This window comes from Thalassospira profundimaris WP0211, assembly GCF_000300275.1.
Taxonomy (GTDB): domain Bacteria; phylum Pseudomonadota; class Alphaproteobacteria; order Rhodospirillales; family Thalassospiraceae; genus Thalassospira; species Thalassospira profundimaris.
In genome coordinates this window covers 66,906-92,825 of sequence record NZ_AMRN01000004.1, presented here as the reverse complement: position 1 = coordinate 92,825, position 25,920 = coordinate 66,906, and the positions used below count along the sequence as shown (strand labels likewise).

Below are 25,920 nucleotides of genomic sequence, written 5' to 3'. Positions count from 1 at the left end.
TTATTCAATGGCAAAATTCTTTATTGATCGCCCCGTCTTCGCCTGGGTTGTCGCCTTGGTGATCATGCTGGCGGGGGGCTTGTCGCTTTGGCAGTTGCCCATCGAACAGTATCCGTCGATTGCACCACCATCTGTCGAGATCGGGGCAACTTATCCCGGTGCCTCGGCGCAAACTGTTGAAAACACGGTCACCCAGGTGATCGAACAGCAGATGAACGGCCTTGATTACCTGCGCTATATGTCCTCGACCTCGTCGGGGAACGGGCAGGCATCGATTACGCTGACCTTTGAACCCGAAGCTGATCCGGATATCGCCCAGGTGCAGGTGCAGAACAAGCTGCAGGCTGCCATGTCATCGCTTCCGACCGAAGTGCAGGAGCAGGGGGTGACCGTCAGCAAATCATCGGGATCGTTCCTGATGGTTGTCGGCTTTGTGTCGGCTGACGGGTCGATGAATGCCCAGGACCTTGCGGACTTTGTGGTATCATCGGTCGAAGATCCGATTGCGCGTGTGAACGGTGTTGGCTCGGTCCAGGTGTTTGGGGCCCAGCATGCGATGCGCATCTGGCTCGATCCGAACAAGATGCTGTCCTATAACCTGACGGTGATGGATGTTAACAATGCCATCGAGGCACAAAACACCGAAGTCACTGCCGGTCAAATCGGCGGAGCACCGTCGGTTTCGGGCCAGCAGATCAACGCAACCATCACCGCCCAAAGCAAACTGCAAACCGTTGACGAGTTCGCCAACATCTTGCTTAAGGTCGAAACCGATGGTGCGCAGGTGCGCCTTGGCGATGTGGCCCGTATCGAAATCGGTGGCGAAAGCTATGAAGTTGTTGCGCGCTACAATGCGCAGGCTGCAACCGGTATCGGGATCAACCTTGCAACCGGTTCCAACGCGCTTGATACCGCAGATGCGGTTAAATCCCGTCTTGCGGAACTCAAACCGTTCTTCCCGCAAGGGATCGAGATTGTCTATCCCTATGACACGACACCGTTCGTTGAGGTGTCGATCGAAGAGGTGGTCTATACCCTGTTCGAGGCGATTGTCCTCGTGTTCCTGGTGATGTTCCTGTTCCTGCAGAACTGGCGGGCAACGCTTATTCCGACGATTGCAGTGCCGGTTGTTTTGCTCGGCACCTTCGGAATTCTTGCGGCATTTGGCTATTCGATCAACACGCTCACCATGTTTGCCATGGTTCTGGCCATCGGCCTTTTGGTCGATGACGCGATTGTTGTGGTCGAAAACGTCGAACGTGTAATGGAAGAAGACGGTCTTCCGCCGCGTGAAGCAACGCGAAAATCCATGGGACAGATCACCGGTGCCCTGATTGGTATTGCGCTTGTGCTTTCGGCGGTGTTTGTGCCGATGGCCTTCTTTGCCGGGTCGACAGGGGCGATTTATCGCCAGTTCTCGATCACGATCGTCTCGGCAATGGTGCTGTCGGTTGTTGTCGCGATTGTTCTGACACCGGCGCTTTGTGCGACGATGCTCAAACCCGGCCACACCGATCCGACCAAGAAGAAAGGCCCGTTTGGCTGGTTTAACCGAGGCTTTGAACGGACCAACAACTTCTATCAAGGCAGCGTTGGCCACGTTGTGAACCGCAAATGGCGCTATTTGTTCGTCTATGCGATTCTTGTTGGTGGCCTTGCAGCTTTGTTTGGCCGACTGCCGGGCTCCTTCCTGCCGGAAGAAGACCAGGGCATCATGTTTGCCATGGTGCAGTTGCCTGCTGGGGCATCGCAGGAACGCACGGTCGATGTTCTCAAGAAGCTTGAAAAACACTTCATGGAGAACGAGGCGGAAAATATCGATGGTCTGTTCACGGTTGCCGGCTTTTCGTTCGCCGGGAGTGGGCAGAACGCCGGTATTGCCTTCGTGAACCTCAAGGACTGGTCGGAACGTACCCGTCCGGATCAGTCGGTTGATGCGGTGATTGGCCGTGCCTATGGCGCGTTTGCCCAGATCCGCGAAGCCATGATCTTTGCCTTTGCGCCGCCTGCGATTATCGAACTTGGGACGGCGAACGGCTTTGATCTGCAGCTTGTGGATCGTGGCGGTGTTGGTCACGACGCCCTGATCGCGGCCCGTAACCAGCTTTTGGGCATGGCATCACAGGACCCGCGTCTTGTTGGTGTGCGCCCCAACGGCCTGAATGATACGCCGCAATTCAATGTCAATATTGATCAGGAAAAGGCCAGCGCCCTTGGCGTCAACCTTGCCGAAATCAACCAGACACTGGCGGCTGCCTGGGGGTCAAGCTATGTCAATGACTTCATCGAAAACGGCCGTGTTAAACGGGTTTACATGCAGGCAGACGCCAAATACCGCATGATGCCCGAAGACATGGATTACTGGTATGTCCGTAACAATCTGGGCGAAATGGTGCCGATTTCGGCTGTTTCTACCAGTGAATGGACCTATGGTTCTCCACGTCTGGAACGCTTTAACGGTCTGTCGTCGCTTAATATTCAGGGGTCTGCGGCACCGGGTGTCGCATCCGGGGATGCCATGGCCGCGATGGAACAGCTTGTCTCGCAGCTTCCGGGCGATATCGGCCTTGAATGGCAGGGGCTGTCCTATGAAGAACGCGAGGCGGGCGAACAGGGACCGGCATTGTATGCCCTGTCGATGATCGTCGTCTTCCTGTGTCTGGCAGCGCTTTATGAAAGCTGGGCCATTCCGATTTCGGTGATGATGGTCGTACCGCTGGGTGTCCTTGGTGCGGTGATCGCAGCGATGCTGCGTGGTCTGCCCGATGACGTCTATTTCCAGGTGGCGATCCTGACCACGATTGGTTTGTCGGCCAAGAACGCCATCCTGATTGTCGAGTTCGCCCGCGAACTTTACGACGAGGGCATGGGGCTTCTTGAGGCAACTGTCGAAGCAGCCCGCCAGCGTCTGCGTCCGATCATCATGACTTCGATGGCCTTTACCCTTGGTGTCGTGCCGCTGGCGATTTCGACCGGTGCCGGTGCCGGTGCCCGTGTGGCCGTGGGTACCGGTGTGATGGGCGGGATGATTGCGGCAACCGTTCTTGCGATCTTCTTTGTGCCTTTGTTCTTTGTTCTGATTGTTGGCACTTTTGCCAAGAACCGGAAGAAAAAGGGCGAAGTCCAGGCCGCCCACGAACATCCGGCTGAATAAAATTTAAGGCCAGCCTTATCAAAAAGGCTGGCCTTAAACGGCATCGCGCCGTGACGGTGCAGAATTTAAATTTCTGCATGATCCCCCGACCCCGCCGTTGCGCGTGCGAAAGAAAGGGCCGATGCGTTTGCATCGGCCCTTTTGTTTTGACCGCAACCCCCAATAAGGTCAAGCGCCTTTTGGATAGGGTGCGCCGCGTCAAACCCGCACGAACGGCGCAGATATCACACTTTTGGGCGGGCAAAATCAGGATTTGCTCATGGCATCAAGGGACTGCCGATGGGCGTGCATCTGATGGAAAATCGCGTATCTGCGGTCATGATCCGCTTTCGCCGATGGATCGGGCGCGTGGGCGGTTTCCTTGCCTGCCATCTGGCGTGCGGCCTGGGCAAGGCCGCCTTTGGCATCAACGGCATCAAGGGCACCGGCGGCTAACATCGCCGATCCCAGAAGAACCGGTTCCTCGCAATCAGACATCACGACCGTGCATCCGGTGACATCGGCATAGAGTTTCACCAGTACCTTGCTGGCGGTGTGCCCGCCGCTCAGGTGAATGTGTGTGATGTCGTAACCGGTATCATTCATCGCATCGATGATATGGCGCGTGCCATAGGCAATCGCGCAGGCGGTCGCCCAATACAATTTCAGGAAGCTTTCCTCGCTCTGATCCAGTGTCAGACCGGAAATCACGCCAAGCGCCTCCGGATCGGCCAGTGGTGATCGGTTGCCATGGAAATCAGGCAGGACATGCAGGCGCGGCGCCAGGTCGGTCTTTTCTGCCATCATTGGCATCAGTTTTTCCCCGGCAAGCTTGTGGGCATCCCGGCCCATGGCATGTGAAAACGGATGCATGGCAACGATGTGATCCAGCAACGCACCGGTCGCCGATTGCCCGCCTTCATTGAGCCAAAGGTTCGGGGCAATCGCCCCGAAATAGGGACCCCAGACGCCTTTGATAAAGCGCGGTTCCTTTGACAGCGCCATGTGACAGGTCGATGTGCCCGCGATCATGGCAAAATGCTGATCAAGGTTGCCGTCCAGATATTCACCAAGTGTGCCCAGCGCCCCGGCATGGGCATCAATCAGCCCCGCACCCACCACACAATCTGTGGTCAGGCCAAGATCAGCTGCCCCCTGTTCGGAAAGGGATCCGATCAGTTCCCCAACTGCAAGCGCACTGTCATGCATGTTGATCTTGTCATTCAGGTCTTCCATGTCGATCGCGCTCAGGAAATCGCGATCCCATGGTTCATCCTGATGGGCAAGGTAGGTCCATTTACACGTCACCGTGCAGCAGGACCGGGCGTTGCTGCCGGTCGCGCGGAAGGACAGGAAATCGGCCAGATCATACGCCGCGCCCATTTTCTGCCAGGCGGCATTGTGATGGCGTTTCAGCCACATCAGTTTGGGGATTTCCATTTCGGGCGACATGGTGCCGCCGATATAATCCAGCACCTTGGCGCCGGTGGCGGTGCATTCCTCGGCCTCGCGCACGGCCCGGTGGTCCATCCAGACGATTACGTCCCAGTTATCCGCCCCGTCGGGGGTGACGCCCAGTGGTCGGTTATCCTGATCGCGGATCACCAGTGAGCATGTCGCATCAAACCCGATGGCGGCGACTTTTTGCGCGGGGACCCCGGATTTGGCCATGGCATCACGTACCGACTGACAGACCGACTGCCAGATATTTTCGGAATCCTGTTCGACGAAATCGGGCTTTGGCCGGTTCATCGCAATCGCATGCGCGGCACTGCCAAGCAATTTGCCATTGGCGTCAAACACGCCGGCGCGCGCACTTCCGGTGCCGACATCGACACCGACAAAACAGGGGTAAGTGGGACTCATGATCGGGTACTCCTCCGCATATCCCCTGGCTTTTCGGAGTTTCTCCGATGCCGGGTGATCTTTTGTTTGGGCTGTTGTTTCGTCTGTTTTGGGCTCAATTTTGCCTGAGTTGATCAAAAGTTCATTAATTGGTCAAATGTTCATTTTTGTTGACGCTGAACTTATCTCTTAGCTACGCTGTAGCGATAACATAAATCACACAAGCCAGGTTCAACATGGCCCGAGGAAACAATGTCCAAGGCCCGACCGATGATGTCGGGGCCGGTATCGTAACGTCAGCATCAGAGATCCAAGGTCTGTTTGATGCCTGTCGTGTTGTCCTGTTTGACTGTGACGGCGTTCTGGTCAATAGCGAGCCGATCTCGTTGGCAACCCTTGTCGATGTGCTGGACCATTTTAACGCGCCGCTCAGTCTGCGCGACGTATCTGACCGATTTACCGGACGATCAAGTTCCGCACCGATTGAATATATCAAAACCCAAACGGGCCGCGATGTCAGTGCGGAATTTAAACCGTATTACTATAAAATGCTGTTTGACCGCTATGACCGCGACCTGACCAAGATTGACGGGATCGAAACCGTCCTGACCGTCCTTCAGGCACGCGATATTGCCTTTTGCATTTCATCAAGCAGTTCTGTCGAACGGCTTGAAAAAACCATGCAGGTCACGGGCCTTGGCCCATGGTTTGAAGGGCGTGTTTATAGTGCGGATTTCGTTGAAAATGGCAAACCGGCCCCGGATCTTTTCCTGCATGCGGCCGACGCGATGGGATATGCCCCGGGTGATGTCATCGTGATCGAGGATTCTGTTGCCGGGGTGACGGCGGCACGGGCCGCTGGCATGAAATGCATCGGTTTTGTCGGCGGCGGGCATTATGCCGATGACCGCGAAGGGGCCAGCCAACGACTTTATGAAGCAGGCGCCGATATTGTTATTTCCGATATGGCGATGTTGGCCCAGGCGATTGCGGTTTAGTGCCGCCTACCGTTGGGTCAGAAGTTTCTGATAGCGGGTCTGGCTTTGGCTGAGGTGATCGCGCATCGCCTGGCGGGCGGTATCTTCGTCGCGCGCGGCAATAGCATCATAAATCCGGCGATGCTCACCGGTGATCATTTGCATATAGGCCTTCTGGTCTTCGGCCTCGGGCGGGCGGCGACGCAATTGCGCACGCGGGATGGTTTTATCGCCCAGATGTTCAAGGAACTCGGCAAAGCGGCGATTGTTGGTGGCGGATGCAATCGCGCTGTGAAATTCGAAATCGGCCTGTTCGGTTGGCTCGCCCTTTTCAAGCGCGCGTTCCATCTTGGCCATCGCCTCGTAAATCTTGGTTTGTTGCGCGACAGAGCTTCGGATGCAGGCAAGCCCGGCCGCCTCGATCTCGACCGCCATGCGCAGTTCAAGAATTTCCAGAACGTCGGACACTTGCGCGTAATCAACCGCAAAGATCGATTTATCATTGGCCCGCGTTTGCGGTGACAGAACAAACACTCCGGCCCCCTGACGCGGCTCCAGCAACCCGTCGGCCTTAAGGGCGGCAATTGCTTCGCGGATCACGGTGCGGCTGACGCCAAACTGTTCGGTCAGAACCGGTTCGGTCGGCAATTTGCTTCCGGGTTCGCGTTGCCCGCTTTCGATCTCTTGGCGCAGGCTGGCAATGACTTTTTCGGTCAGCGATACTTTGCGCGGGGCGGCTGACACACGTGGCTTGTTCATTTTGCGTATCCGATAATTCCGGTGTAAAACAACCGGATATAAAAATGGCAGGTTGGCGTTAATCTTTGTTTGCGCCATTACAGTTACCATCTTCAATTAATCGAACGATAGTGGTTCTGTAAAGTCATCATATGATTTTGGTTGGATTTGAGGCACACAGGAATGGCCAAAAAAGGCGAACCTGAATACCGTTGGAACAGTGGTCCTTTTCAGATCGGGATTGTCCCAGACGGTGGGGCGATATCGCGGATTGACTGGATCCGCCCGGATGGCAAGGGTGTTATCAATTTGTTGCGTCCGGTCACCCCGGAGGCGATTGCATCGGGCAATCCGTCAAATTTGGGCTGTTTCCCGATGGTGCCGTTTGCCAACCGACTGGCCTTTGCCGAGTTCGAGTTTGATGGCCGCATCGTCAAGGTCCCGGCCAATCGCCCACCCAGCCCGCATGCCATCCACGGCTTTGGCCGATCTTCCGAGTGGCAGATCGAACGCCCGACTGTTGATACGCTGCGCTTCAATCACAAACATGACGACCCGCAAAGCGGCTTTGTCTACGTCGCCTGGCAGGAAATCAAGGTCACCGAGGGGGATGTGACCATCGAGATCGGCGTGCGCCATCTTGGCAGAACACCGATGCCCTATGGTATTGGTCTGCACCCCTGGTTCCCGGGCGGCGAAGATGTTTCGGTCGCCTTTATTGCCTCTGACAGTTTTGCCACGGACGAGGATATGCTGCCGACCGCGCGCACGGTGATTGATCTGGGGCGCGATTTTTCCGATGGTCGCATGATCCGCCACAACCTGGCGCTTGATGCCCATTATGCCGGTTGGCACCTTGAAGCCGACATGGTCTGGCAGGATGCCGGTTACAGTGTGAAGATGCTGGCAAGCGACAGCCTGTCAAACGTGCAATTCTATATCCCCGAAGACGGCAAGACATTCTGTGTCGAGCCGGTCTCCCACGTGCCGAACGTTCACAACCGTCCGGAATTCAAGGAACTCGGCGATCTTGTCGTGCTTGATAACAACCAGACGCTGACCGGGACCATGACGCTGATCCCGACCTTGCTTGAGACACCCGATAACGGCTTGGTCGACGAGGATGAGGTTTTCGCCAAACCGGGCAATCGCGACTATTCACTCGTCGACTAGCCGTACTGCATCCACATTTCGTGCAAGTCTGTTGATTTGAGATCAATGACACGGCGTGCTTTGGTGTGTCGTAAAGGTCGGTGCATTGCCGACCGGTTTGGCACCCGAAACTGGCATGAAATTGCTAAACTCGACTCCAACATTCTAATGAAAGAAGAATGCATGACTTCAGAAGTTCTAGAGATTCCCGCTGGAAATGAAATGTTTGATGGTTATCGCGCTGCCTTTGAAAAGTACGGCTTTTGCCCTGCTGTCAAATCCAAGGGATTTTTGTACATATCTGGGCAAGTTGGCACGCGTCCGGATGGAACCGCACCTGAAAGCATTGCCGACCAAACGACATGGGCATTCAAACGTGTTGAAGAATTGCTCAGAATTGCGGGCTTGAATCTGGGGGATCTCGTTGATGTCACGAGTTACCATGTCGATATCGAAAACACGCTTCCCCACTTTCTTGACGTCAAAAAGCACTTCATCAAAAGTCCGTATCCAGCCTGGTCGATTATCGGAATATCCGGTTTGAGCCGTCCGGAGCTGAAGGTCGAAATCCAGGCCGTCGCGGCTTTACGCGACTAACATACCTTCGTCGCGAGACAATGACGGTCTCGTCATTGGGGTTAGCCCTTGCATTGCTGAAATCCGGGGGCTTTACCGCCTTGTTATTTGTCGATAAAAACTTACAAGTAAGCTTTACAAGATAACAAGTCCGGGGGACGGATGTCGGAATTGCTTTTAAGGGTTCAGAAGCGCGAAAAGCTTGCCGATCAGCTTTATGGTCAGATCCTTGAACAGATCATCTCAGGCAACCTTGCCGAAGGTGCCAAGCTGCCCTCGGAAAATGAAATCTGTGCGTCCTTTGGCGTGTCGCGCCCGGTTGTGCGCGAAGCTTTGCGCAAACTGCAATCCGATGGACTGGTCTATGCCCGCCAAGGGGTCGGGTCGTTTGTCAAAAAACGCCCGCCGCAAGGCCTGATCGAGTTTGGCGGTGTCAGTGATGTCGCGGGGCTTCTGCGTTGCTTTGAAGCACGTTCCGCGATTGAGGGCACAACGGCCCGCATGGCCGCCGAACGCGCCAGCCCCCGCCATCATCGCGAAATTGAAAATGCGCTTAAACTGCTCGAAGACGGGGTATCGGCCGGTGATATTGCCGATAAGGCTGATCTGGCTTTTCACATGGCGATTGCCCGTGCCAGCGGTAACGAGATTTTCGTGACCATCCTTAACTCCCTGCATGAAGTGATGTCGAAATCCATGCGTGTGGCGCTTAATATCACGCGCGGGGGCTCGGCCGAACGTGCGCAAAAGGTGCTTTCCGAACACCGTCAGATCTATGATGCGATCCTTGGCCATGATGGCAATAGTGCCGAACTGATGATGCGCTATCACCTGCATCAGGCCCGTCAACGCGTCACCGACCACGCCCGCGACAAGTAAATAGATGTGCCGCCCGACGTGCCCTTAATGGGCAGGGGCGGGCACAAATCCTATTGACGAACAGGGCCCCCGACTGGCAAACCAGACACAACAAAAATTAATCATATGAATTTGGGAGTGTGCGATGACCGGTGGTGTAATGTATCAGCCGGAAATTCTCAGTGATGAGACTTTCACTTTGGCGGAATGCCCCAATTGGGATGCGGCCAACAATCGGCTTTACTGGACAGACATCCTTAATTGCAAACTGCATGCGCTTGATGTTGCCACGGGCCTTCGCAAGACATGGACCTTTGACAGCGAGCTTGGCTGTTTCGGGCTGACCGATCAGGGCCGCATTATCGTGGCGCTGCGTAAGGATATTCTTTTCCTTGATCCAAAAACCGATGCGCGTGCGCCGCTTTGTCGAATTGAAGACGGGATCAACAGCCGCACCAACGATGGCAAGATCGGCCCGGATGGCGCGTTCTGGGTCGGCACCATGGATGACAATCCTGAAAAGATGCCAGTTGCCTCGCTCTATCGTATTACGGCTGATGGCAAGATCGAGGAAAAGGCAACAGGATTCAAGATTTCCAACGGTATTGCCTGGTCTGGTGACGGGGCGAAAATGTATCATTCGGACTCACGCGGGCCGTGGGTCAATCGCTGGGATTTTGATGTTGCCACCGGCAATATTTCCAACTGCACACGTTATCTTGATCTCGATGATCGGCTTGGCCGTCCGGATGGCGGCGCTGTGGATGCCGAAGGATGCTATTGGTCGGCGGGTGTGTCGGCAGGCAATCTTAACCGCTTTGCCCCGGATGGGACGCTTTTGAAATCAATCCCGATGCCAATGCCCAATCCGACCATGCCGTGCTTTGGCGGGCCGGACATGAAAACGCTTTATGTCACCAGCCATCAGGAAGGCTATAGCCCGGAAAAGCGTGCTGAGTTCCCCCATGCCGGGAAGCTGGTCAAGCTGCGCGTTGAAGTGCCCGGTGTGCCGGTGACCAAGTTCCGCGAAAATAGCGAGCGCCGCGCGTACCCCCGCTAAGAGGACTGCTAAAACCAAAAAGGCCATGCAGGGAAATCTGCATGGCCTTTTTCTTTGGGGTCGGTTTGATCAGACCTTTTTGATTTCAGCCGTGACGGTGCCAAGCCCCTCAAAGATCGCCTCGATCTTGCCATGCGGGGTAATGGTCGGAAGCGCGCAGGCGCCGGTGGTGATGACGTCACCTGCCTTAAGGCTTTTACCGCGCTTGGCAAGGAAACCGACCAGATATTCCAGCCCGCCAAAAATCTCCGGCCAGGCATCCGGATCATCATTGCTGGCAAGGACTTCACCGTCACTTTTGGTGGTGACTTTGCCGCCGATGAAACCAAGATCGCGCCAACCGTCAATTTCAGCACCCAGGATGAAGTGACTGGTCGAATTAAGGTCTGCCAGTGTCTGGATCGGGTCCTGCTTTTCATGATAGCGGCGATCCGCAATCTCGATTGCCAGATGCATGCTTTTGATATGATCAAGGATATCGCTTGATGTCGCATCCGGGGCAGGGGTGCTGTCCATGACAACCGCGATTTCGGCCTCGATATTGGGAAAATGGATGTCCTTGGTGGTCAGCGTCGCGCCATCGCCAAGAATACGCCCATCCAGCAACGGCCCCACCAGCGGGCCATCCGCACCGATCTTTTCCTGTGCCGCACGGGTGGCAACTGCAAGCTTCCAGCCCGCCTGCGCAATGCCGACCTCGGCAAGGGTGGCATCCTGAATGGCATAGGCCTCCTCAAAGTTCTTGGGCGCAATGTCAGCAGGCAGGGGATCAATCAGGGTGTGGGTGGTAAAGGCATCGGCAAGGATGCGGCTGGCGGCAGTGATATCAGTCATTCCCGGTCTTCTTGTTTGTGGCAATTGATTTGGTCGCCAGAGCCTAGCGGGCTTTGTTGCCAAAGTCATCATACCAATTGCCGCGATTCGGTGAAATCGACCAGATCTTCCTGATTCATTCCAAAGTCGTACATTGTCGGAATGCCCAAGAAATCCATGTTTTCTGCGGTTTATGGCGATTTCAAAAAGTCTGAGTATTATGTTTGACAAAGTAATATGATGAATTTATAGAATCGTCATAGTTATTTGACGTATTCAGACATTAGGGACGCTTGATGCACTATCTAGAGATGAAAAAGGCGATTGGCGCCGGGTTGCTTTCTTTTCCGGTGACGCCTTTTGATGCCGAAGGCGCGCTTGATCTTGCGACCTATCGCACGCATGTCGGCTGGCTGTCGCAATATCCGGCAACCGCCCTGTTTGCCGCTGGTGGCACCGGGGAATTCTTTTCCCTGACCCCGACCGAGGTGGTCGAAACCGTGCGTGCGGCCAAGGAAGTTGCGGGTGATACCCCGATCATCGCCGGGTGCGGTTATGGCACGGCAATGGCGGTTGAACTTGCCAAGGCCTGCGAGGAGGCCGGTGCAGATGGTCTGTTGCTGTTGCCGCAATATCTGGTCGGTGCCGAACAGGAAGGCCTGTTTGCCCGCGTCAAGGCGGTGTGTGATGCGGTCGATATCGGCGTGATTGTCTATAACCGCGATAATTCGATCATTACGGCCGAAACACTCGCCAAGTTGTGTGATGTCTGCCCGAACCTGGTCGGGTTCAAGGATGGTCATGGCAATATCGAAATGGTCACCAAGGTTTGCACCGTGATCGGGGATCGCTTGTCCTATATCGGCGGCATGCCGACAGCCGAGGTTTTTGCCAAGGCATACAAGGCAGCCGGTGTGACAACCTATTCATCGGCGATCTTTAACTTCCTGCCGCAACAGGCGCTTGATTTCTATGACGCGCTCGGCCGTGACGATGACGCCGCAATGAGCCGCGCACTGACCGAATTTTTCTATCCGTACCTTGATATCCGCAATCGTGGAAAGGGCTACGCCGTTTCCATCGTCAAGGCGGGCATGCGCGTGATCGGGCGCGATACCGGCCCGGTGCGCAGTCCGCTGACCGATTTGACCGATGCGGAACATGACATGCTGGCCGATGTGATCCGCAAGGCATACGGCGACGCGGCCCTTCGCGCTGCCTGATGGCGGGTCGCCAACGCAACCTATGACTTGTTATTTCCCGGCGGGTTCGCCTGCCGGGGAGGCAGAATGGGACGCTAAAGCTGCAATCGGTTATCGGGAATTTGATACCGTTCGCAACTTAGTTGTTAACAAATCTTACAGTTATGTTTACAAGTGATGAATTGTAGGATTAAATGATAATAACAAGACCCAAAAGGGCAAAATGCTTCAATGAAATAGACAACAGATTGTCTGGGAGGACCTGAAATGAACAAGTTTATCAAAAGCGGCTGCCGTATCGGTGGCGCTGGCATCCGGTGCGCAGGCCAAGGAATGGCGCGGCTGGAACATTCATCCGCCGGAATACCCGGTTTCGACCGGCATGGAAGAATTCGCCAAGCTGATCAATGAAAAGTCCGGTGGCGATCTGGAAGCCAAGGTTTACCACGGTGGCGTTCTGGGCGATCAGCCTGATGCGATCCAGCAGGTCCGTCTGGGTGGTCTGGACTGGGCTGTTTTCAACCTCGGCCCGCTGGGTGAAGTCGCCCCCGAAGCCAACGTTGTGTCGCTGCCTTTCATTTTCAAAAGCGTCGATGCCATGCATGACGTCATGGATGGCCCGGCTGGTCAGCAGATCGCCGATGGCCTGATCGAAGCAGGCCTTCAGCCGCTCGGTTGGTATGATTCCGGTGCGCGTTCGTTCTATAACTCCAAGCGTCCGATCAATACCCCGGCTGACCTTGACGGTTTGAAATTCCGCGTCATGAGCAACGATCTTTATGTTCAGATGGTTGATGCGCTTGGCGGTAACGCGACCCCGATGGCCTATAGCTCGGTCTATCAGTCGCTGAAAACCGGCGTGATCGATGGTGCGGAAAACAACTACCCGTCTTATGACAGCTCCGGCCATTTTGAGGCGGCGAAATACTATTCCGTCACCCAGCACCTGATCCTTCCGGAATGCCTGTGCATGAACAAGGCGCTTTATGACAGCCTGTCGGACGAGGAAAAGAAAATCGTCCACGAAGCAGCTGAAGCATCTGTCACCGTACAGCGTGCCGCGTGGGCCGATCGTGCAGAGCAGTCCAAGGAAAAAGTGATTGCTGCCGGCATCGAAGTCAACGAGATCGCCGACAAGCAGGCTTTCCAGGATGCCATGCAGCCGGTCTATGACAACTTCCTGAAAGCCAACCCGGATCTGGCCGATCTGGTCAAGGCGATCCAGGACGCGCAGAAATAAGGCCTTAAATATCTGAAGGGCGGCGATAATATCGTCGCCCTTCTTTTTGGCTGCGCTTAGTATATTCGTCGTTTATCTGTTTCTGGTAGCGCGTAGATGTTTTCTCGTTTTGTTAATGTGATTGATCGCTTGGGCGGTGGGATTGCCGGGGTGCTGAACCTGATTGGTGGTTTGGCCCTTGTCGCGCTGATCCCGAGTTTCGCCTGGCTGGTGTTCGGGCGTTATGTCCTCAATGAAACACCGACCTGGGTCGAACAGGTTTCGCTTATTCTGATTGTGCTGATTACCTTTCCGGTCGCAGCCGCTGGCATCCGCGACAACAGCCACCTTTCTGTTTCCTTTTTCCGCGATGCATTGCCGCCGAAAATGGCCGCCATTGTTGCGGCCATCGGGTATGGCGCGTCGGCCTGGTTTGGCTATTGGATGCTGATCGGGGCAATGGATCTGGTTGCGTTTAACTGGGCCAAGACCATGCCGATCATTCATATTTCTGATGGCTTGCGGTCCGTGCCGATGGCGGTGTGTGGTGCGGGGATAATGTTTTACAGCGTGGTTCATATCCTCAAGATCGCGGCGCGGTGGAAAACCATTTCCCAGGCCCGTATTTACCATGATGATTTGCTGAACGAGGACGTGAAATAACATGGGCATGACCATTCTTCTGGGCGTGTTTGCCATCGGTATTCTGATTGGCATGCCCGTTGCCATCGCACTTGGCATTGCCGCCCTTGGCGCGTTCTTTGTCGAAGGCCTTCCGACCCTGATTGCGTTTCAGCGCATCGGATCGGGGATCTCGGCCTTTTCGCTGCTGGCCATTCCGTTCTTTATTTTTGCCGGTGAACTGATGCTTCACGGCGGGATTGCGACGAGGCTTGTGCAATTTGCGACCGCCCTTGTCGGCAGTCGCCGCGGCGGCCTTGGCATTGTGAATGTGTTTTCATCGATGCTGTTTGGCGGCATTTCCGGTTCAGCCGTGGCCGATACGTCGGCCCTTGGCTCGATCCTGATCCCGGTGATGAAAAAGGAAGGTTATCGCGCGGATTACGCGGTCAATGTCACCGTGACCTCATCAATCGCCGGGATCATGATCCCGCCCAGCCACAACATGATCCTGTATGCGGTGGCGGCCGGTGGCGGCATATCGATTTCCAAACTGTTTATGGCCGGTGTGGTGCCGGGCATTATCATGTGCCTGCTGTTGGGGCTTGCGACCTGGCTGGTTGCGATCAAGCACGGCTATCCGGCGGAACCGTTCCCGGGTTGGGCAGTGGTTTGGCGTACGGCGGTCCGCGCACTTCCGGGCTTCTTTACCGCGGTCATTATTGTCGGGGGAGTCTTAAGCGGTGTGTTCACCGTAACCGAATCTGGGGCGATTGGTGTCGCCTATGCCCTGATCATTACCGGGTTGGTCTATCGTGAACTGAGCTGGGCCGGTTTTATCGCCGCGGTCAAACAATCGGCCAAGACGACGGCCCTTGTGATGCTGCTGGTCGGTTGTGCGTCGGCCTATGGTTATATGCTGGCGTTCTATCAGGTGCCTGATGCCCTGGCCGATGCGATCACCGGCATTACCGATAATCCGATTATGGTGTTGTTGCTGATCAATGTCATGTTGCTGGTTGCCGGCATGATCATGGATATGGCGGCGCTCATCCTGATTTGTACGCCGATCTTCCTGCCGCTTGCCATGCAGTTCGGCATGGACCCGATCCAGTTCGGCATGGTTTTGATGATGAATTTGGGCCTTGGCCTGTGTACACCGCCTGTGGGATCGTGCCTGTTTGTCGGCTGCGCGATTGGCGGGGTAAAAATCGAAAAGGCCGTTCAGACAATCTGGCCGTTTTATCTGGCGATCCTGACGGCCCTTTTGCTGACAACCTATATTCCTGCGATTTCATTGACGCTTCCGAACCTTGTGTTTGGCGGCAGTTAATCGCGGGCAAAGAATGATACCAAAGAGGATAATTATGAAACGTTTGCTGATCACCGGTGCCGGTGGAAACCTTGGCAAGATCTGCCGCGAAGGGCTTAAGGGCTATGCCGATGTCATTCGCCTGTCTGACATTTCCCCAATGGATCCGGCTGGCCCAAACGAAGAAGTCGTGCAATGCGATCTGTCGGATCGTGCCGCCGTCATTGAGCTGACCAAGGATGTCGATGGCATCATCCATCTTGGCGGCATTTCAATCGAAGCGGCCTTTGATGACCTGCTCCAGGCCAATCTTGCGGGCACCTATAACCTTTATGAAGGTGCGCGTCAGAATGGCGTTAAGCGCATCATGTTTGCCAGCTCCAACCATGCGATTGGTTTTCACAAACGCACGACCAAGCTTGATGACACATCCGAACAACGCCCCGATAGCCTTTATGGCGTGACCAAATGTTACGGCGAGGCGATGGCGAGCTATTATTTCGACAAGTTCGATGTTGAAACCGTCTCGGTGCGCATCGGGTCCTGTTTTGAAAAGCCAAAGGATCGCCGGATGTTGTCCACCTGGATGAGCCCGCGTGATTTTATCTCGTTGATGAAGGCGATCTTTAACGCGCCGATGACCGGCCATCTCGTGATGTATGGCGTTTCGGACAACACATCGAAATGGTGGAGCAATGATCATGCGGACTTCCTTGGCTGGAAACCGCAAGACAGCTCCGAACAGTTCCGTGCCGAGATCGAGGCTGCTTTCCCACCCGAAGATCGCAAAGACCCGGCTGTGATTTATCAGGGCGGTGGTTTTGCCGCCAAGGGCCATTTCGAAGACTGATCCAAGGTCGGTATTCGATCTCAGATCTGCCTAAAATCAATGGCCCGAACGAGTTTCGTTCGGGCCATTGTTGCAACAGGTAGGCACGTCAAAAAGTTTGTCAGATGTGGTCCGTTAGCCTTGCAGTAACCGCAGCAGATTTTGCGGCATCTGGTTGGCCTGGGCCAGCATGGCAACACCGGACTGAACCAGAATCTGTTTGGATGTAAAGGCCGTCATTTCAGCGGCAACATCCAGATCAAGCAGGGTGGAACGCGCTGATTCCGTATTTTCCTGCGTCGATGCAAGGTTCTGGGCAGCAAAGTCCAGGCGGTTCTGGGAGGTGCCAACCGCAGCACGGGCGCGCTGCAAGTCGTCGATCGCACGGGTCACAACTTCAACAGCATTCTGTGCACCAGCGGCTGTCGAAATGGCGTTCGTACCAAGGTCTTCAAGAGACTCCTGACCGAGACCAGATGATCCCAGTACAGCAGAGTCAACTGCGCTCAAGTTAATCGAAAGACGATCATTGGCGGTGTTGCCACCACCGACCTGGAACTCAATTGTGTCGGAAAGCTGCTGGCCTTTGTCCTCTTCCATGAAAAAGAACTGGCCAGCGGATGTGTCAACGCCAGTTCCCATGAAATCGGTGTTGGCCGAACCAAAGCCGAAATTGTTGGCTGCGCTGACGGCAACATAATCGACTGTATCAGAGAAGTTTGTGTTGATCTGAATTGACAGGCCCAACTCATCAAAGTTCAGTATTGCATTTTTGCCGGGATCAATGGCCTGTGACCCACCGGTAGCAGCAAAATCCGTGACGTCGATCGACTGGGTCCGGTCTATAGAGCCATCTATCGCAGCCAGAACAGTCATAATGACCTGACCGTCCGCCATTCGGCCAATTCTGACTTCGAGGCCGTTATCGTCGACACCATCTTCAGCCGCGTCCTGTGCCCAGTAGTTGTTGTCCGTGATAGCGAACCGGTCAAAGCCGAAAGCGGGCCTGAGCGCTTCATTGCTTGTGGCAGGTGTGAGATTGATTGCAACATCACCCCCATCGCCAAGCAGTTGAATGCCATTGAAGTTGGTCGAAGACGCGATCCGGTCGATTTCGTCACGCAGTTGGACGAATTCGTCATTGAGGAAGCCGCGCTCGGTATCGGACAGGTTGCCAGAGGATGCCTGGACCGCCAGCGTCTTCATACGAACGAGAACATCATCAATGGTTGCCATACCGCCATCAGCGATCTGGAGCATCGAGTTGGCCTGGCCAACGTTGACGCTTGCTGTTTTGAGAGCCTGGGTGGTTGCGTTCAAACGCGCACCGATGGCCATGGAGGCAGCATCGTCACGTGCAGAAACAACACGGGTACCAGACGAAAGTTTCGACAGCGAACGGGTCGCCATCTCGTCAGAAGCAGACAAGTTGCGATGCGCAACATTTGCCGCATAGTTGGATATAATGTTGAGTGCCATTGGATTTCCTACCTGGAAAGTGGCGATGGTTTACTACGTGTAAAGTTCGCAATTAGTGATAAAGCTATAGTAACAACTATAAGTAAAATATCCTCTTGTCGAGCGAAATCTAATTTATACGACAGATAAACAGTATGATCCTATTCTTTAGAGTAGGTTATAGGCGGGTTTTTCCGATGAATAGGGTGCGAAATAATGCCGTTCTGAGGCCGCATGTGGGTTTTCTGTGCCGGGACTCGCCATTCTGTCATTGGAATAGGTCCGCCACAGAGTTGAGCTTAAATCGGCAGTTGTTGTGTGGTCAACGCAGCAAGATCTTCGTATCACGATGCTGGCTTTCAAACCCGGGACTTTCCCAAGGGGAATGGTCGAAGGGGCCTATGCTTTTTGAATTGACGCATGGTCAGGATTGCTTATAAGCATAAATGAAAATGATAACAGTTATCATTATCGAATTCTGGATGTGCAGCTATGGCGGTCTGTGACCGTTCCTGGGATAGTCTTTATCAGCAATATCATGACCGTTTGTTGCGACAGGTGCAGAAATATCTGCCGGCGCGCGACGAAAGCCAGGATGTGTTGCAGGATCTTTATGTGCAACTGCGCCATCGCAAGATCGATCCGGCTGACATTGCCAATCCGCCGGCCTTTCTGATGCGCATGGCGACCAATCTGGCAATTGATGCCTTGCGTCGGCACAATCGTAATCCGGTTGAATTCACCGACCCGGCCGAAATCAGCGAGATGGATGGCGCAGGCAGCCAGTCCGCCACCCCCGAACAGATCAGTTCAGATCGCCAGCGTCTCGAGATCATCCGACGTGCGATTGATGATCTGCCGCCGCGCTGTCGCGAGGTGTTCTTGCTGTGCAAGCGCGATCATCTGAGTACCGTGGAAGTGGCCGAACAACTTGGCATCAGTCGCAATATGGTCGAAAAGCATTTGCGTCAGGCGCTTGGACATTGCAAACAGGTGCTGGCGCGCCATGAAAATTAAAGATCCTCTTTTGCGCGGCCCGTTCGTCAAACATACAACAGCCCCCTCCGTCAGAAGCCGGGTAACGACACTGCCATGACCGAATTCCGCTATCCCGACGACTGCCAAAGCAATGATGACATTGCCGATTACTGGGCTGTACGCCTTGATGATATGCAACTAAGTGCCGCTGAAGAAATCGCCTTTGAACGCTGGCAGGCGGCGGACCCGAAAAACCCTGCACGTCTGATCCGGGCCCGTCAGACATGGCAGGGCATGGAAATCGCTGCCGCCGAATTTTCAGACGATGAAGACCTTTCGACTGGGGCAAGCAAACCAGTTCATGACACCGGCTTTGATAGCGAAGCTGTTCGGCGTGACCTTGAACGATTAGGCGCGCTTGAAGGCGGCAATGGCCGCCTGCCGGGCATGCGATCGGCCAAACGCCGCGCCCGTCCGATGCTGGCGATTTTCACCATTTTGTTGCTGGTGGGGCTGTGGGGCTATTCCGCGTTTCAACCCGATGCCGACCTGATTGCGGAAAGCACTCCCGGTGTTGTCGGTGAAATTCATGAACTGTCTGACGGATCGCGCATCTGGATGGAGCCGGGCACACGCGTTGCCTTGGCCTATGGCGATCAGTACCGTGATCTGACCGTCCTTGAAGGCGGTGTATTCATCGAAGTCGCCAAGGACAGCACAAGACCGCTTCGCATTCATCTTAACAAACTGACCGCAACGGCGGTCGGCACGGCATTCAGTGCCTCGAAATGGGGTGGGCATGTCCGGGTCGAGGTTTCCGAAGGCACGGTCGATCTTGAAAGCCGCACCGCAAAACTCGCGCGGCTGACCGCCGGGCGCGCATCCTGGCAGGATGCGGATGGCGACATGCATTACGGTATGGTGGCATCGGATCGGGTTGGCGCGTGGCGCGATGGGCGCTGGGTGGTCAATGACATGCCGATTGATGAGTTGTTTGCCCGTCTTTCGCCTTTGATGGGCGGTATCAGCTTCGTGCACGATCCGCGCTTGGGCGATATCACGGTTTCGGGCAGCTTCGATCTGACCAAACCGGACGGGGCTTATGGGGCCATTCTGGCGGCCTATGGCCTGACGGACCGCACTGTTCCGGGCGGGTTCAGAATAATTTCAAAAAAATAGAAAATTTCACCTCCTCATTTCGCGGTGGTGTTCGTCATGAAGGTAATAGTGATTTGCATTATTATTCTCATGCGAAGGGGTTCGAACTTGAATATCGTGACTTTTGGGGAAACCAGAAAATTCGGAATGTCCCGCCTTTTGGGCAGCACAGCCCTGTTTGCCACACTGATGATCGCATCGGTTTCGCAAGGCTTGGCACAAACCGCGTCTGACACCGCACAGCCGGTAACGGTCGCCGCCGGGGATCTACGCGCCGCCCTTGATCAGCTTGCCGATCAGTTCGGCTTGCAGCTTGTCGTGCAGGGCGATCTTTCGGGCATCGAAAGTGGTGCGCTGATCGCTGACATGTCCGCCCGCGAGGCCCTGCAAAACCTTCTGTCGGGCAGTGGTTACGGGTTTGAATTTGTCTCTGACGACAGCGTTATCATCAAGCCGGTCACAACCACCACCGGCGATGCACAGGGCCAAGTGATCCTGCCCGAAGTCGTCGTGACCGCCACCCGTTCACGCAGATCGATTGCCACCATGTCACCGTCGGTTGTTGTGATCGGCCCTGATCAGATCGAAGCCCAGTCGGCCAAAAGCAGCGACATCACCAATGTTATTCGCAACAATGTGCCGGGCTTCATGTTTGATGATCAAAGCCTGATCTCCAGCACCGAAACCTTCCGTGGCCGTGATGTTCAGGTCCTTGTTGATGGGATTGCCCGCAACACGCCGCTACGCAACAGCAGCCGCATTCTTTCAATGATCGACATCCAGCAAGTCGAAAGCATCGAAGTCATTCCGGGTTCGAACGCGATGAATGGCGATGGCGCGACCGGGGCGACGATTAACATCATCACCAAGACTGGTGAAGTCGGCAAAAACATCTTTGTCGTGGATGCCCATGCCAAAAGCTACACCGAAGATATCGGTGAAAGCTTCTCGCCGTCGCTGACCCTTTCGGGCAGCGGTGGTTTTGGCGCGGTCGATCTGGCAGCCAGCATCACCGGTTCGAATACCGGCAATGCCTATGACGGGTATGGCAATCAGGTGCCCTCGGACGCGATGCTCGGGCAGGGCGGGTTTGATAATGCCGAAGACCTCAATGTCTTTGGCAAGGCAGGTGTCACGCTTGCCGAAGGCCATCGCCTGTTTTTATCCTCGGAAGTCGTGCGGTTCCGTCAGGACATTGAATATTATGCCGACCTTTCGACCGACCCGGTGTCGGTCAATTATGACAGCCCCTATCTGGCGCAGCCGCTTGAAGATGAAAGCCAGTATTTCACTGCCGGATACGAGTTTGATTTTGGCAAGATCGGTATTGGCGATCTGAAGCTGTTTTACAATGACAGCTATAAACAGGCCGCCCGCGCAGAATACAGCGCGACGCACAACCCCGGCCTTGTTTCGCTCGCCAGCAACGGTGCGATTGAAGATCCGCTGGGCCAATCGGTCATTGATACCGTCAAATACGGTGTGAAATTGTCAACCGACACCAATCTTGATGCTGCCTATGAAGGGCTGACCTTGACCTGGGGTGGGGACCTGACCTTTGACGATGTCAAATATGAAACTGTCAGCGGGCGGGATATCGGTGCCCCGATGGAGCAGGAAGGTCACGCCATCTTTGCCCAGCTTTCAGCGCCGGTGACCAAGTATGTCGATCTGTCCGGTGGTGTGCGTTACGAGGAATATGACCTGACGGTCAAGGATTTCACCCGTCCGAGTTATATGCGCTACAACGGCGGCACCCCGCAGCAGATCCTTCTTGCCGCGGCCTTTACCGGCGGCGAGACGACTTATGATGCGGTGACCTACAATGCATCTGCCGTGGTACACTGGACCGACCGGATCGATACATCATTTAGCTATAGCGAAGGTTTTTCTGTTCCGGATGTTGGCGCCTATACCCGTCGCGCAGGACTGAGTGGCACGTCCATCCCGCTTAACTTCAATGACATTGATGTCGAGGCCTCGAAGGTCAAAACCTATGAGGTGGCGGCCCGCTATGACGGAACTGATTTCCGCTCCACCGGTGCGATCTATATGAGCACCAATGAGCGCGGTGATAACTATGATTCTTCGAAAAACAAGCTCAGTCAGGAAAAGGAACGGATCATCGGTGCTGAACTGACCGGCGAGTATGATATCTCCGATGATACCTATGTCGGGGCATTGGCGTCCTATGTTGAAGGCCGTTATGACACCAACGAAGACGGAGATCTTGATAGCTGGCTTCCCAACAACCGCATCCCGTCGCCGTTCCGCTTTACCGGCTATGTCGATAGCTACGTTTGGGGTGATCTGAACATGCGCTTTGACGGGACCTATACGGCGGGCCGTTACAAGATCGAAGATGCGAAGGTCAAGCCGAGCCTTGTTTTCAACCTGTCGGGCAACTATCCGCTGCTGGGCGGGACGGCGCGCTTCGGGGTCGAAAACATCCTTGATACCAGCTACGAAAATCCGGCGGCAACTGCGCTTCGTGGCTATTCGGTTGCCGGGCATGGCCGCACCGTATTGATCGGCTATCGCCGCGAATTCTGATGACGGCATCTGCATCGGATGGCCCCATCCAACGGCCCGGCGGTTTTCCGCCGGGCTCTTGCGCGTAAAGGAAACCAATATGTTTCGATCCTCAACACCAGAGACCGATATCGTTTTGTTTGAAATGATCAATCAGCAAAGCGAGGCAGACGGTAAAGCTTATATCGCTGCCCTTGATGCCTTGGCCGAACGCAGCGAACCGGCCGTCTTGATCTTTCGCGTGGCGGGTTTTATCAATCAGGATCATGAAATCCGCAAACAGGCGGCTGCATGGTTCAAGCGCAACCGCGATCGGTTGGATATCTTTGCCAAGGGCCTGATCCGCGTCGATGAAGGCCATCATCATGGCGATGATGATCACGGACATGAGGATGCCGAGGACAGCAATTTTGCGCAGATGCTGCCCTTTGCCGTCAAACGCACCGACAGCCTTGATCATGCTTTTGAATTGGCACGAAACTGGGCCGTAATTTAAATCCTGCCCCTAACGTTTACGAACCGCAAGGATCAGGAAGTAGCTCGTGCCGATCAGGGCGGCGATCAGGCCGGTCGGCAGTTGTGCCGGATAGATCATGTTGCGCGCCAGCCATTCGGCCACCATCATGACATTGACCCCGATAAGAACAGCGCCCAGCAAATGACCGCCGGCAAGGCGGTAACCCGCCACACGCGCCAGATGTGGTGCCATCAACCCAACGAAGCTAAGCGGTCCGACCAGAAGGGTTGCGCTGGCGGCCAAGATTGCAGCAAGCAGCATCATGGCAAACTGAAAGCCGGAAATCCCAAGACCCAATGACACGGATTGATCCGTGCCAAGCGATGCCAGTTCCAGCGGGCGCCTGAGCGCAATTGCCACCACCAGAAGCACACCGGTGACACCGGCAACAATCATCACCTCGTTCATATTGGTGAAATAGGTGGTGCCTGCCAGCCACGACATCAGCATCGATGTCTGCGTGCCGCCACGGGTCAAAACAATGCGAACAATCGCGCCCAAAATGGCGGTCATGGCCAGACCATTGAGCAACATGTAATGCGGTGCATGGGTGAATTTGCGACAGAGTGCCAGCAACACCAGAAGCGACGCAATCCCGCCCGCGGCCCCGATCACCATCAGTTCCGCGCGCTGTCCGAAACCAAAAATCGCCAGTGCCATGATCATGGCAAGGGCAGTGGCCGAACTGACCCCGGTGATTTCCGGGCTTGCCAGCGGGTTGCGACCGACACGCTGAATAAGCGTGCCCGAAACCGCAAGGGCGGCGCCACAAATCATCGCGGCAAAGGTCCGTTCTGAACGACCGATCAGGATATCAAGGCTGCTATCCTGCCAGCCCAGAACGACAAAACCATTGCCGTCCAGCGAGACGAACAATGAAAACACCACGCCGATGACAAGGCTGAAGGTCAAGCCAATTGAAAGGGTTGTTTTCGAGACGATCTGTTGATCGCTGTGCTGATCATCATTCTGGTTGCCGGGCATGATGCGCGCCTTGCGCAACATGAAAATGATGAACGGTGCACCAAAGAGCGCGGTGGCAGCCCCGGTCGGCAAGGGATCGCCGCCAAATTCGTTAAACTGGCGCACCAGAAAATCAATCACGACCAGCGCAAAGCCACCGGTGAAAACGGAATAGATCATCAAATCGCGTGACCGCGACAAACCGGCAATCCGCAGGGCGGCCGGAATGGCCAAACCGACAAAGCCGATCATGCCAGCGGCCGAAATTACTGATGCGGTGATGAAAACGGCAAGCCCAAGGATCAGCAGTCTAAGAACCGTAACCTTCGCGCCCAGCGAACTTGCCGTGTCATCGCCAAGGGCCAGAAGATCAAGCGGGCGCGACAGGGCCAGAATGGCAATCATACCCATCAGTACACGCGGCCAGACGAACTGCGTATCCTCCCAGCCATTCTGGGCCAGATCACCAGCCCCCCACATGAAGATCGATTGCAGATATTGCTCGTTAAACAGCAGGATGATCTGCGATCCCGACTGCAACAGCAGATTGACGATCATCCCGGCCAGAATGAGCCAAAGTGTTGCGTTACCACGATTGGCCGCAATCAGATAGACCGCACCGAGCGCAATCAAACCCCCGGCAAGGGCAAAGGCCTCCTGAAACATGGCAAGCGATGCCGGGGCCAGCAGGACAAACAGGGTCAGGGCAAACTCAACACCCGCCCCGACACCAAGGGTTGTCGGCGATGCCAACGGATTGCGCAAAACTGTCTGGATGGCCGCACCGGCAAGCGCCAGACCAGCCCCGCACAGAAACGCCATCGCAAGGCGGGGCAGGGTGCTGTAATGAAACAGGATCTGATCAAAATCGGTTTCATCCGGGCTGAACATCGCCTGGGTGGCCTGTCCATTGCCAAGATACGGCCAGAAATCAATTACCAGCACGGCAAGGGTCAGCAACCCCAGGACGCCTGTCAGGATCGCCGGAATGGACAGCGTACCGGGAAAGCCGGATCTGCCTGAAGATTGAAGTGCCGAGTTACTCATTGTTGCGGGCCGTTTTCAATGGTCTCGGTCAGGAGTTTGGCAAACCGAAGCCCGGACGGGACCCCGCCATAGGCCCAGACCACCGGCAATTCATAAACCCGGTTGTTACGGGTGAAATCCATCACCTTCCAGATCGGGGAATTCAGAAGTTTATCAAGCACAATTTCGGGCACCGGATTGGTATAGACCAGCGTTTCCTTCGCATAGGGGGCTAGGATCTCCAGCCCGCCACGGCCAAAGCCCCACTTGTTGACCTCCCCGTCATAGGCGACCGGCACGCCCATTGCCGTCATCACCGAACCTGGCAGCGAGATATCGGCAAAGATCCCGACATTGCTTTCATCAAAGAAGAACACAACGTTGATTGTCTGATCGGGTCCGATGGCGGTTTTGATACGGTCGCCATATTTGATCAATTCCTGATCAATATCGGCAAGATAGGCTTTGGCCTCTGCCTCGCGTCCGGTGGCCTTGGCGATTTTGCCAAACACCTCGCGCGCGGTTTCAAACGCGGGGCGCTTGCCATCAAACAGTCTGAGTTCCAGAACCGGCGCAATCTCGGCCAGTTTTTCATAAGACATTCCCAGATCGGGCACGGAAATGATCAGATCCGGTTTTGATGCACGAAGCGCTTCAAGATTGGGCGATGAACGCTGGCCAAGGTCAACGAAGCTGTCTGGAAGGTCCGGCTTGGCAACCCAGTCGACGTAATCTTGCGGGTCGGCAATGGCGACCGGATCAAGGCCAAGGGCAATGACGCTTTCGGTAAAGGCCCAGTTGATGGTCGCCACCCGCGTGGCCGGGGCATCAAGGCGCAAAATGCCGCGTTCATGTTCGATCTCGATCGGGTCGGCGATGGCGGTTGATGCATGTGCACCGACCAGGGCAACACACAGCAAAACCGGGCAAACAAGCGCGCGAAGGATGTTCAT

The 25,920-nt window shown here is 55.1% G+C and carries 21 protein-coding genes; 15 read left to right on the top strand and 6 right to left on the bottom strand.

The window, feature by feature from the left end; genetic code table 11:
• Positions 1–7: 7 nt before the first annotated feature.
• On the top strand, positions 8–3,154 hold the full coding sequence (locus TH2_RS09325; RefSeq protein ID WP_008890170.1) for an efflux RND transporter permease subunit: 3,147 nt from the start codon (positions 8–10) through the stop codon (positions 3,152–3,154).
• 246 nt (positions 3,155–3,400) lie between these two features.
• On the opposite strand, the gene TH2_RS09320 is transcribed toward TH2_RS09325, so the two are convergent.
• Positions 3,401–4,999: an FGGY-family carbohydrate kinase gene (locus TH2_RS09320; protein WP_008890169.1), complete on the bottom strand. Its 1,599-nt coding sequence runs from the start codon at positions 4,997–4,999 to the stop codon at positions 3,401–3,403.
• Between the two features lie 215 nt (positions 5,000–5,214).
• Between TH2_RS09320 and TH2_RS09315 the strand changes: the two genes are divergently transcribed.
• Positions 5,215–5,976 carry an HAD family hydrolase gene (locus TH2_RS09315; RefSeq protein WP_008890168.1) on the top strand — a complete coding sequence of 254 codons (762 nt, stop codon included), beginning with the start codon at positions 5,215–5,217 and terminating at the stop codon, positions 5,974–5,976.
• A 6-nt stretch (positions 5,977–5,982) separates the two neighbouring features.
• Here TH2_RS09315 and TH2_RS09310 read toward each other — a convergent pair whose 3' ends face one another.
• Entirely contained in the window at positions 5,983–6,714 is a 732-nt protein-coding gene (locus tag TH2_RS09310; RefSeq protein ID WP_008890167.1) for a FadR/GntR family transcriptional regulator, read from the bottom strand.
• A gap of 162 nt (positions 6,715–6,876) precedes the next feature.
• Between TH2_RS09310 and TH2_RS09305 the strand changes: the two genes are divergently transcribed.
• The 4 genes from TH2_RS09305 (at position 6,877) to TH2_RS09290 (ending at position 10,339) form a co-directional block, all read left to right on the top strand.
• Positions 6,877–7,866, top strand: a complete 990-nt coding sequence (locus tag TH2_RS09305; protein ID WP_008890166.1) for an aldose 1-epimerase — start codon at positions 6,877–6,879, stop codon at positions 7,864–7,866.
• 162 nt (positions 7,867–8,028) lie between these two features.
• The gene (locus tag TH2_RS09300; protein WP_040823420.1) at positions 8,029–8,442 is read left to right on the top strand and encodes a RidA family protein; all 414 of its coding nucleotides are present in this window, start codon (positions 8,029–8,031) and stop codon (positions 8,440–8,442) included.
• Positions 8,443–8,583: 141 nt separating this feature from the next.
• A complete protein-coding gene (locus TH2_RS09295; RefSeq protein ID WP_008890164.1) occupies positions 8,584–9,300 on the top strand; it encodes a FadR/GntR family transcriptional regulator in 717 nt (238 codons plus the stop codon).
• A 124-nt stretch (positions 9,301–9,424) separates the two neighbouring features.
• Positions 9,425–10,339 (top strand): SMP-30/gluconolactonase/LRE family protein, encoded by a 915-nt coding sequence (locus tag TH2_RS09290; RefSeq protein WP_008890163.1) that lies wholly within the window; start codon positions 9,425–9,427, stop codon positions 10,337–10,339.
• 69 nt (positions 10,340–10,408) lie between these two features.
• Here TH2_RS09290 and TH2_RS09285 read toward each other — a convergent pair whose 3' ends face one another.
• A complete protein-coding gene (locus TH2_RS09285) occupies positions 10,409–11,173 on the bottom strand; it encodes a 2-keto-4-pentenoate hydratase (RefSeq protein WP_008890162.1) in 765 nt (254 codons plus the stop codon).
• A gap of 275 nt (positions 11,174–11,448) precedes the next feature.
• Here TH2_RS09285 and kdgD point away from each other — a divergent pair, with 275 nt between their 5' ends.
• The 5 genes from kdgD (at position 11,449) to TH2_RS09260 (ending at position 16,356) form a co-directional block, all read left to right on the top strand.
• Positions 11,449–12,375 carry a 5-dehydro-4-deoxyglucarate dehydratase gene (gene kdgD, locus TH2_RS09280; RefSeq protein ID WP_040823348.1) on the top strand — a complete coding sequence of 309 codons (927 nt, stop codon included), beginning with the start codon at positions 11,449–11,451 and terminating at the stop codon, positions 12,373–12,375.
• A gap of 280 nt (positions 12,376–12,655) precedes the next feature.
• Entirely contained in the window at positions 12,656–13,594 is a 939-nt protein-coding gene (locus TH2_RS09275; RefSeq protein WP_008890160.1) for a TRAP transporter substrate-binding protein, read from the top strand.
• Between the two features lie 96 nt (positions 13,595–13,690).
• Positions 13,691–14,236, top strand: coding sequence for a TRAP transporter small permease (locus tag TH2_RS09270; protein ID WP_008890159.1), 546 nt, complete (start codon positions 13,691–13,693; stop codon positions 14,234–14,236).
• Between the two features lies 1 nt (position 14,237).
• Positions 14,238–15,527 (top strand): TRAP transporter large permease, encoded by a 1,290-nt coding sequence (locus TH2_RS09265; RefSeq protein WP_008890158.1) that lies wholly within the window; start codon positions 14,238–14,240, stop codon positions 15,525–15,527.
• Between the two features lie 34 nt (positions 15,528–15,561).
• Positions 15,562–16,356 (top strand): NAD-dependent epimerase/dehydratase family protein, encoded by a 795-nt coding sequence (locus tag TH2_RS09260; RefSeq protein ID WP_008890157.1) that lies wholly within the window; start codon positions 15,562–15,564, stop codon positions 16,354–16,356.
• A gap of 114 nt (positions 16,357–16,470) precedes the next feature.
• Here TH2_RS09260 and TH2_RS09255 read toward each other — a convergent pair whose 3' ends face one another.
• A complete protein-coding gene (locus TH2_RS09255; protein WP_008890156.1) occupies positions 16,471–17,814 on the bottom strand; it encodes a flagellin N-terminal helical domain-containing protein in 1,344 nt (447 codons plus the stop codon).
• Between the two features lie 471 nt (positions 17,815–18,285).
• On the opposite strand from TH2_RS09255, the gene TH2_RS09250 reads away from it, so the two are divergent.
• The 4 genes from TH2_RS09250 (at position 18,286) to TH2_RS09235 (ending at position 22,957) form a co-directional block, all read left to right on the top strand.
• Positions 18,286–18,810 carry an RNA polymerase sigma factor gene (locus TH2_RS09250; RefSeq protein ID WP_008890155.1) on the top strand — a complete coding sequence of 175 codons (525 nt, stop codon included), beginning with the start codon at positions 18,286–18,288 and terminating at the stop codon, positions 18,808–18,810.
• A 75-nt stretch (positions 18,811–18,885) separates the two neighbouring features.
• A complete protein-coding gene (locus TH2_RS09245; protein ID WP_008890154.1) occupies positions 18,886–19,950 on the top strand; it encodes a FecR family protein in 1,065 nt (354 codons plus the stop codon).
• A 126-nt stretch (positions 19,951–20,076) separates the two neighbouring features.
• The gene (locus tag TH2_RS09240) at positions 20,077–22,482 is read left to right on the top strand and encodes a TonB-dependent receptor (protein ID WP_008890153.1); all 2,406 of its coding nucleotides are present in this window, start codon (positions 20,077–20,079) and stop codon (positions 22,480–22,482) included.
• Between the two features lie 79 nt (positions 22,483–22,561).
• Positions 22,562–22,957 (top strand): hypothetical protein, encoded by a 396-nt coding sequence (locus tag TH2_RS09235; RefSeq protein ID WP_008890152.1) that lies wholly within the window; start codon positions 22,562–22,564, stop codon positions 22,955–22,957.
• 9 nt (positions 22,958–22,966) lie between these two features.
• Here TH2_RS09235 and fhuB read toward each other — a convergent pair whose 3' ends face one another.
• Positions 22,967–24,988 (bottom strand): Fe(3+)-hydroxamate ABC transporter permease FhuB, encoded by a 2,022-nt coding sequence (gene fhuB, locus TH2_RS09230; protein WP_008890151.1) that lies wholly within the window; start codon positions 24,986–24,988, stop codon positions 22,967–22,969.
• The gene (locus TH2_RS09225) at positions 24,985–25,920 is read right to left on the bottom strand and encodes an ABC transporter substrate-binding protein (RefSeq protein WP_008890150.1); all 936 of its coding nucleotides are present in this window, start codon (positions 25,918–25,920) and stop codon (positions 24,985–24,987) included. The genes fhuB and TH2_RS09225 overlap by 4 nt, the downstream gene beginning before the upstream one ends.

Excerpts from the sequence above, each read along its gene's own strand:
- TH2_RS09315 (WP_008890168.1), top strand. The coding sequence starts at position 5,215 with ATGGCCCGAGGAAACAATGTCCAAGGCCCGACCGATGATGTCGGGGCC.
- TH2_RS09285 (WP_008890162.1), bottom strand. The coding sequence starts at position 11,173 with ATGACTGATATCACTGCCGCCAGCCGCATCCTTGCCGATGCCTTTACC.
- TH2_RS09240 (WP_008890153.1), top strand. The coding sequence starts at position 20,077 with ATGTCCCGCCTTTTGGGCAGCACAGCCCTGTTTGCCACACTGATGATC.
- TH2_RS09245 (WP_008890154.1), top strand. The coding sequence starts at position 18,886 with ATGACCGAATTCCGCTATCCCGACGACTGCCAAAGCAATGATGACATT.
- TH2_RS09265 (WP_008890158.1), top strand. The coding sequence starts at position 14,238 with ATGGGCATGACCATTCTTCTGGGCGTGTTTGCCATCGGTATTCTGATT.
- TH2_RS09320 (WP_008890169.1), bottom strand. The coding sequence starts at position 4,999 with ATGAGTCCCACTTACCCCTGTTTTGTCGGTGTCGATGTCGGCACCGGA.
- kdgD (WP_040823348.1), top strand. The coding sequence starts at position 11,449 with ATGCACTATCTAGAGATGAAAAAGGCGATTGGCGCCGGGTTGCTTTCT.
- TH2_RS09300 (WP_040823420.1), top strand. The coding sequence starts at position 8,029 with ATGACTTCAGAAGTTCTAGAGATTCCCGCTGGAAATGAAATGTTTGAT.
- TH2_RS09225 (WP_008890150.1), bottom strand. The coding sequence starts at position 25,920 with ATGAACATCCTTCGCGCGCTTGTTTGCCCGGTTTTGCTGTGTGTTGCC.
- TH2_RS09305 (WP_008890166.1), top strand. The coding sequence starts at position 6,877 with ATGGCCAAAAAAGGCGAACCTGAATACCGTTGGAACAGTGGTCCTTTT.
- TH2_RS09255 (WP_008890156.1), bottom strand. The coding sequence starts at position 17,814 with ATGGCACTCAACATTATATCCAACTATGCGGCAAATGTTGCGCATCGC.
- TH2_RS09295 (WP_008890164.1), top strand. The coding sequence starts at position 8,584 with ATGTCGGAATTGCTTTTAAGGGTTCAGAAGCGCGAAAAGCTTGCCGAT.
- TH2_RS09250 (WP_008890155.1), top strand. The coding sequence starts at position 18,286 with ATGGCGGTCTGTGACCGTTCCTGGGATAGTCTTTATCAGCAATATCAT.
- TH2_RS09290 (WP_008890163.1), top strand. The coding sequence starts at position 9,425 with ATGACCGGTGGTGTAATGTATCAGCCGGAAATTCTCAGTGATGAGACT.
- fhuB (WP_008890151.1), bottom strand. The coding sequence starts at position 24,988 with ATGAGTAACTCGGCACTTCAATCTTCAGGCAGATCCGGCTTTCCCGGT.
- TH2_RS09260 (WP_008890157.1), top strand. The coding sequence starts at position 15,562 with ATGAAACGTTTGCTGATCACCGGTGCCGGTGGAAACCTTGGCAAGATC.
- TH2_RS09310 (WP_008890167.1), bottom strand. The coding sequence starts at position 6,714 with ATGAACAAGCCACGTGTGTCAGCCGCCCCGCGCAAAGTATCGCTGACC.
- TH2_RS09270 (WP_008890159.1), top strand. The coding sequence starts at position 13,691 with ATGTTTTCTCGTTTTGTTAATGTGATTGATCGCTTGGGCGGTGGGATT.
- TH2_RS09325 (WP_008890170.1), top strand. The coding sequence starts at position 8 with ATGGCAAAATTCTTTATTGATCGCCCCGTCTTCGCCTGGGTTGTCGCC.
- TH2_RS09235 (WP_008890152.1), top strand. The coding sequence starts at position 22,562 with ATGTTTCGATCCTCAACACCAGAGACCGATATCGTTTTGTTTGAAATG.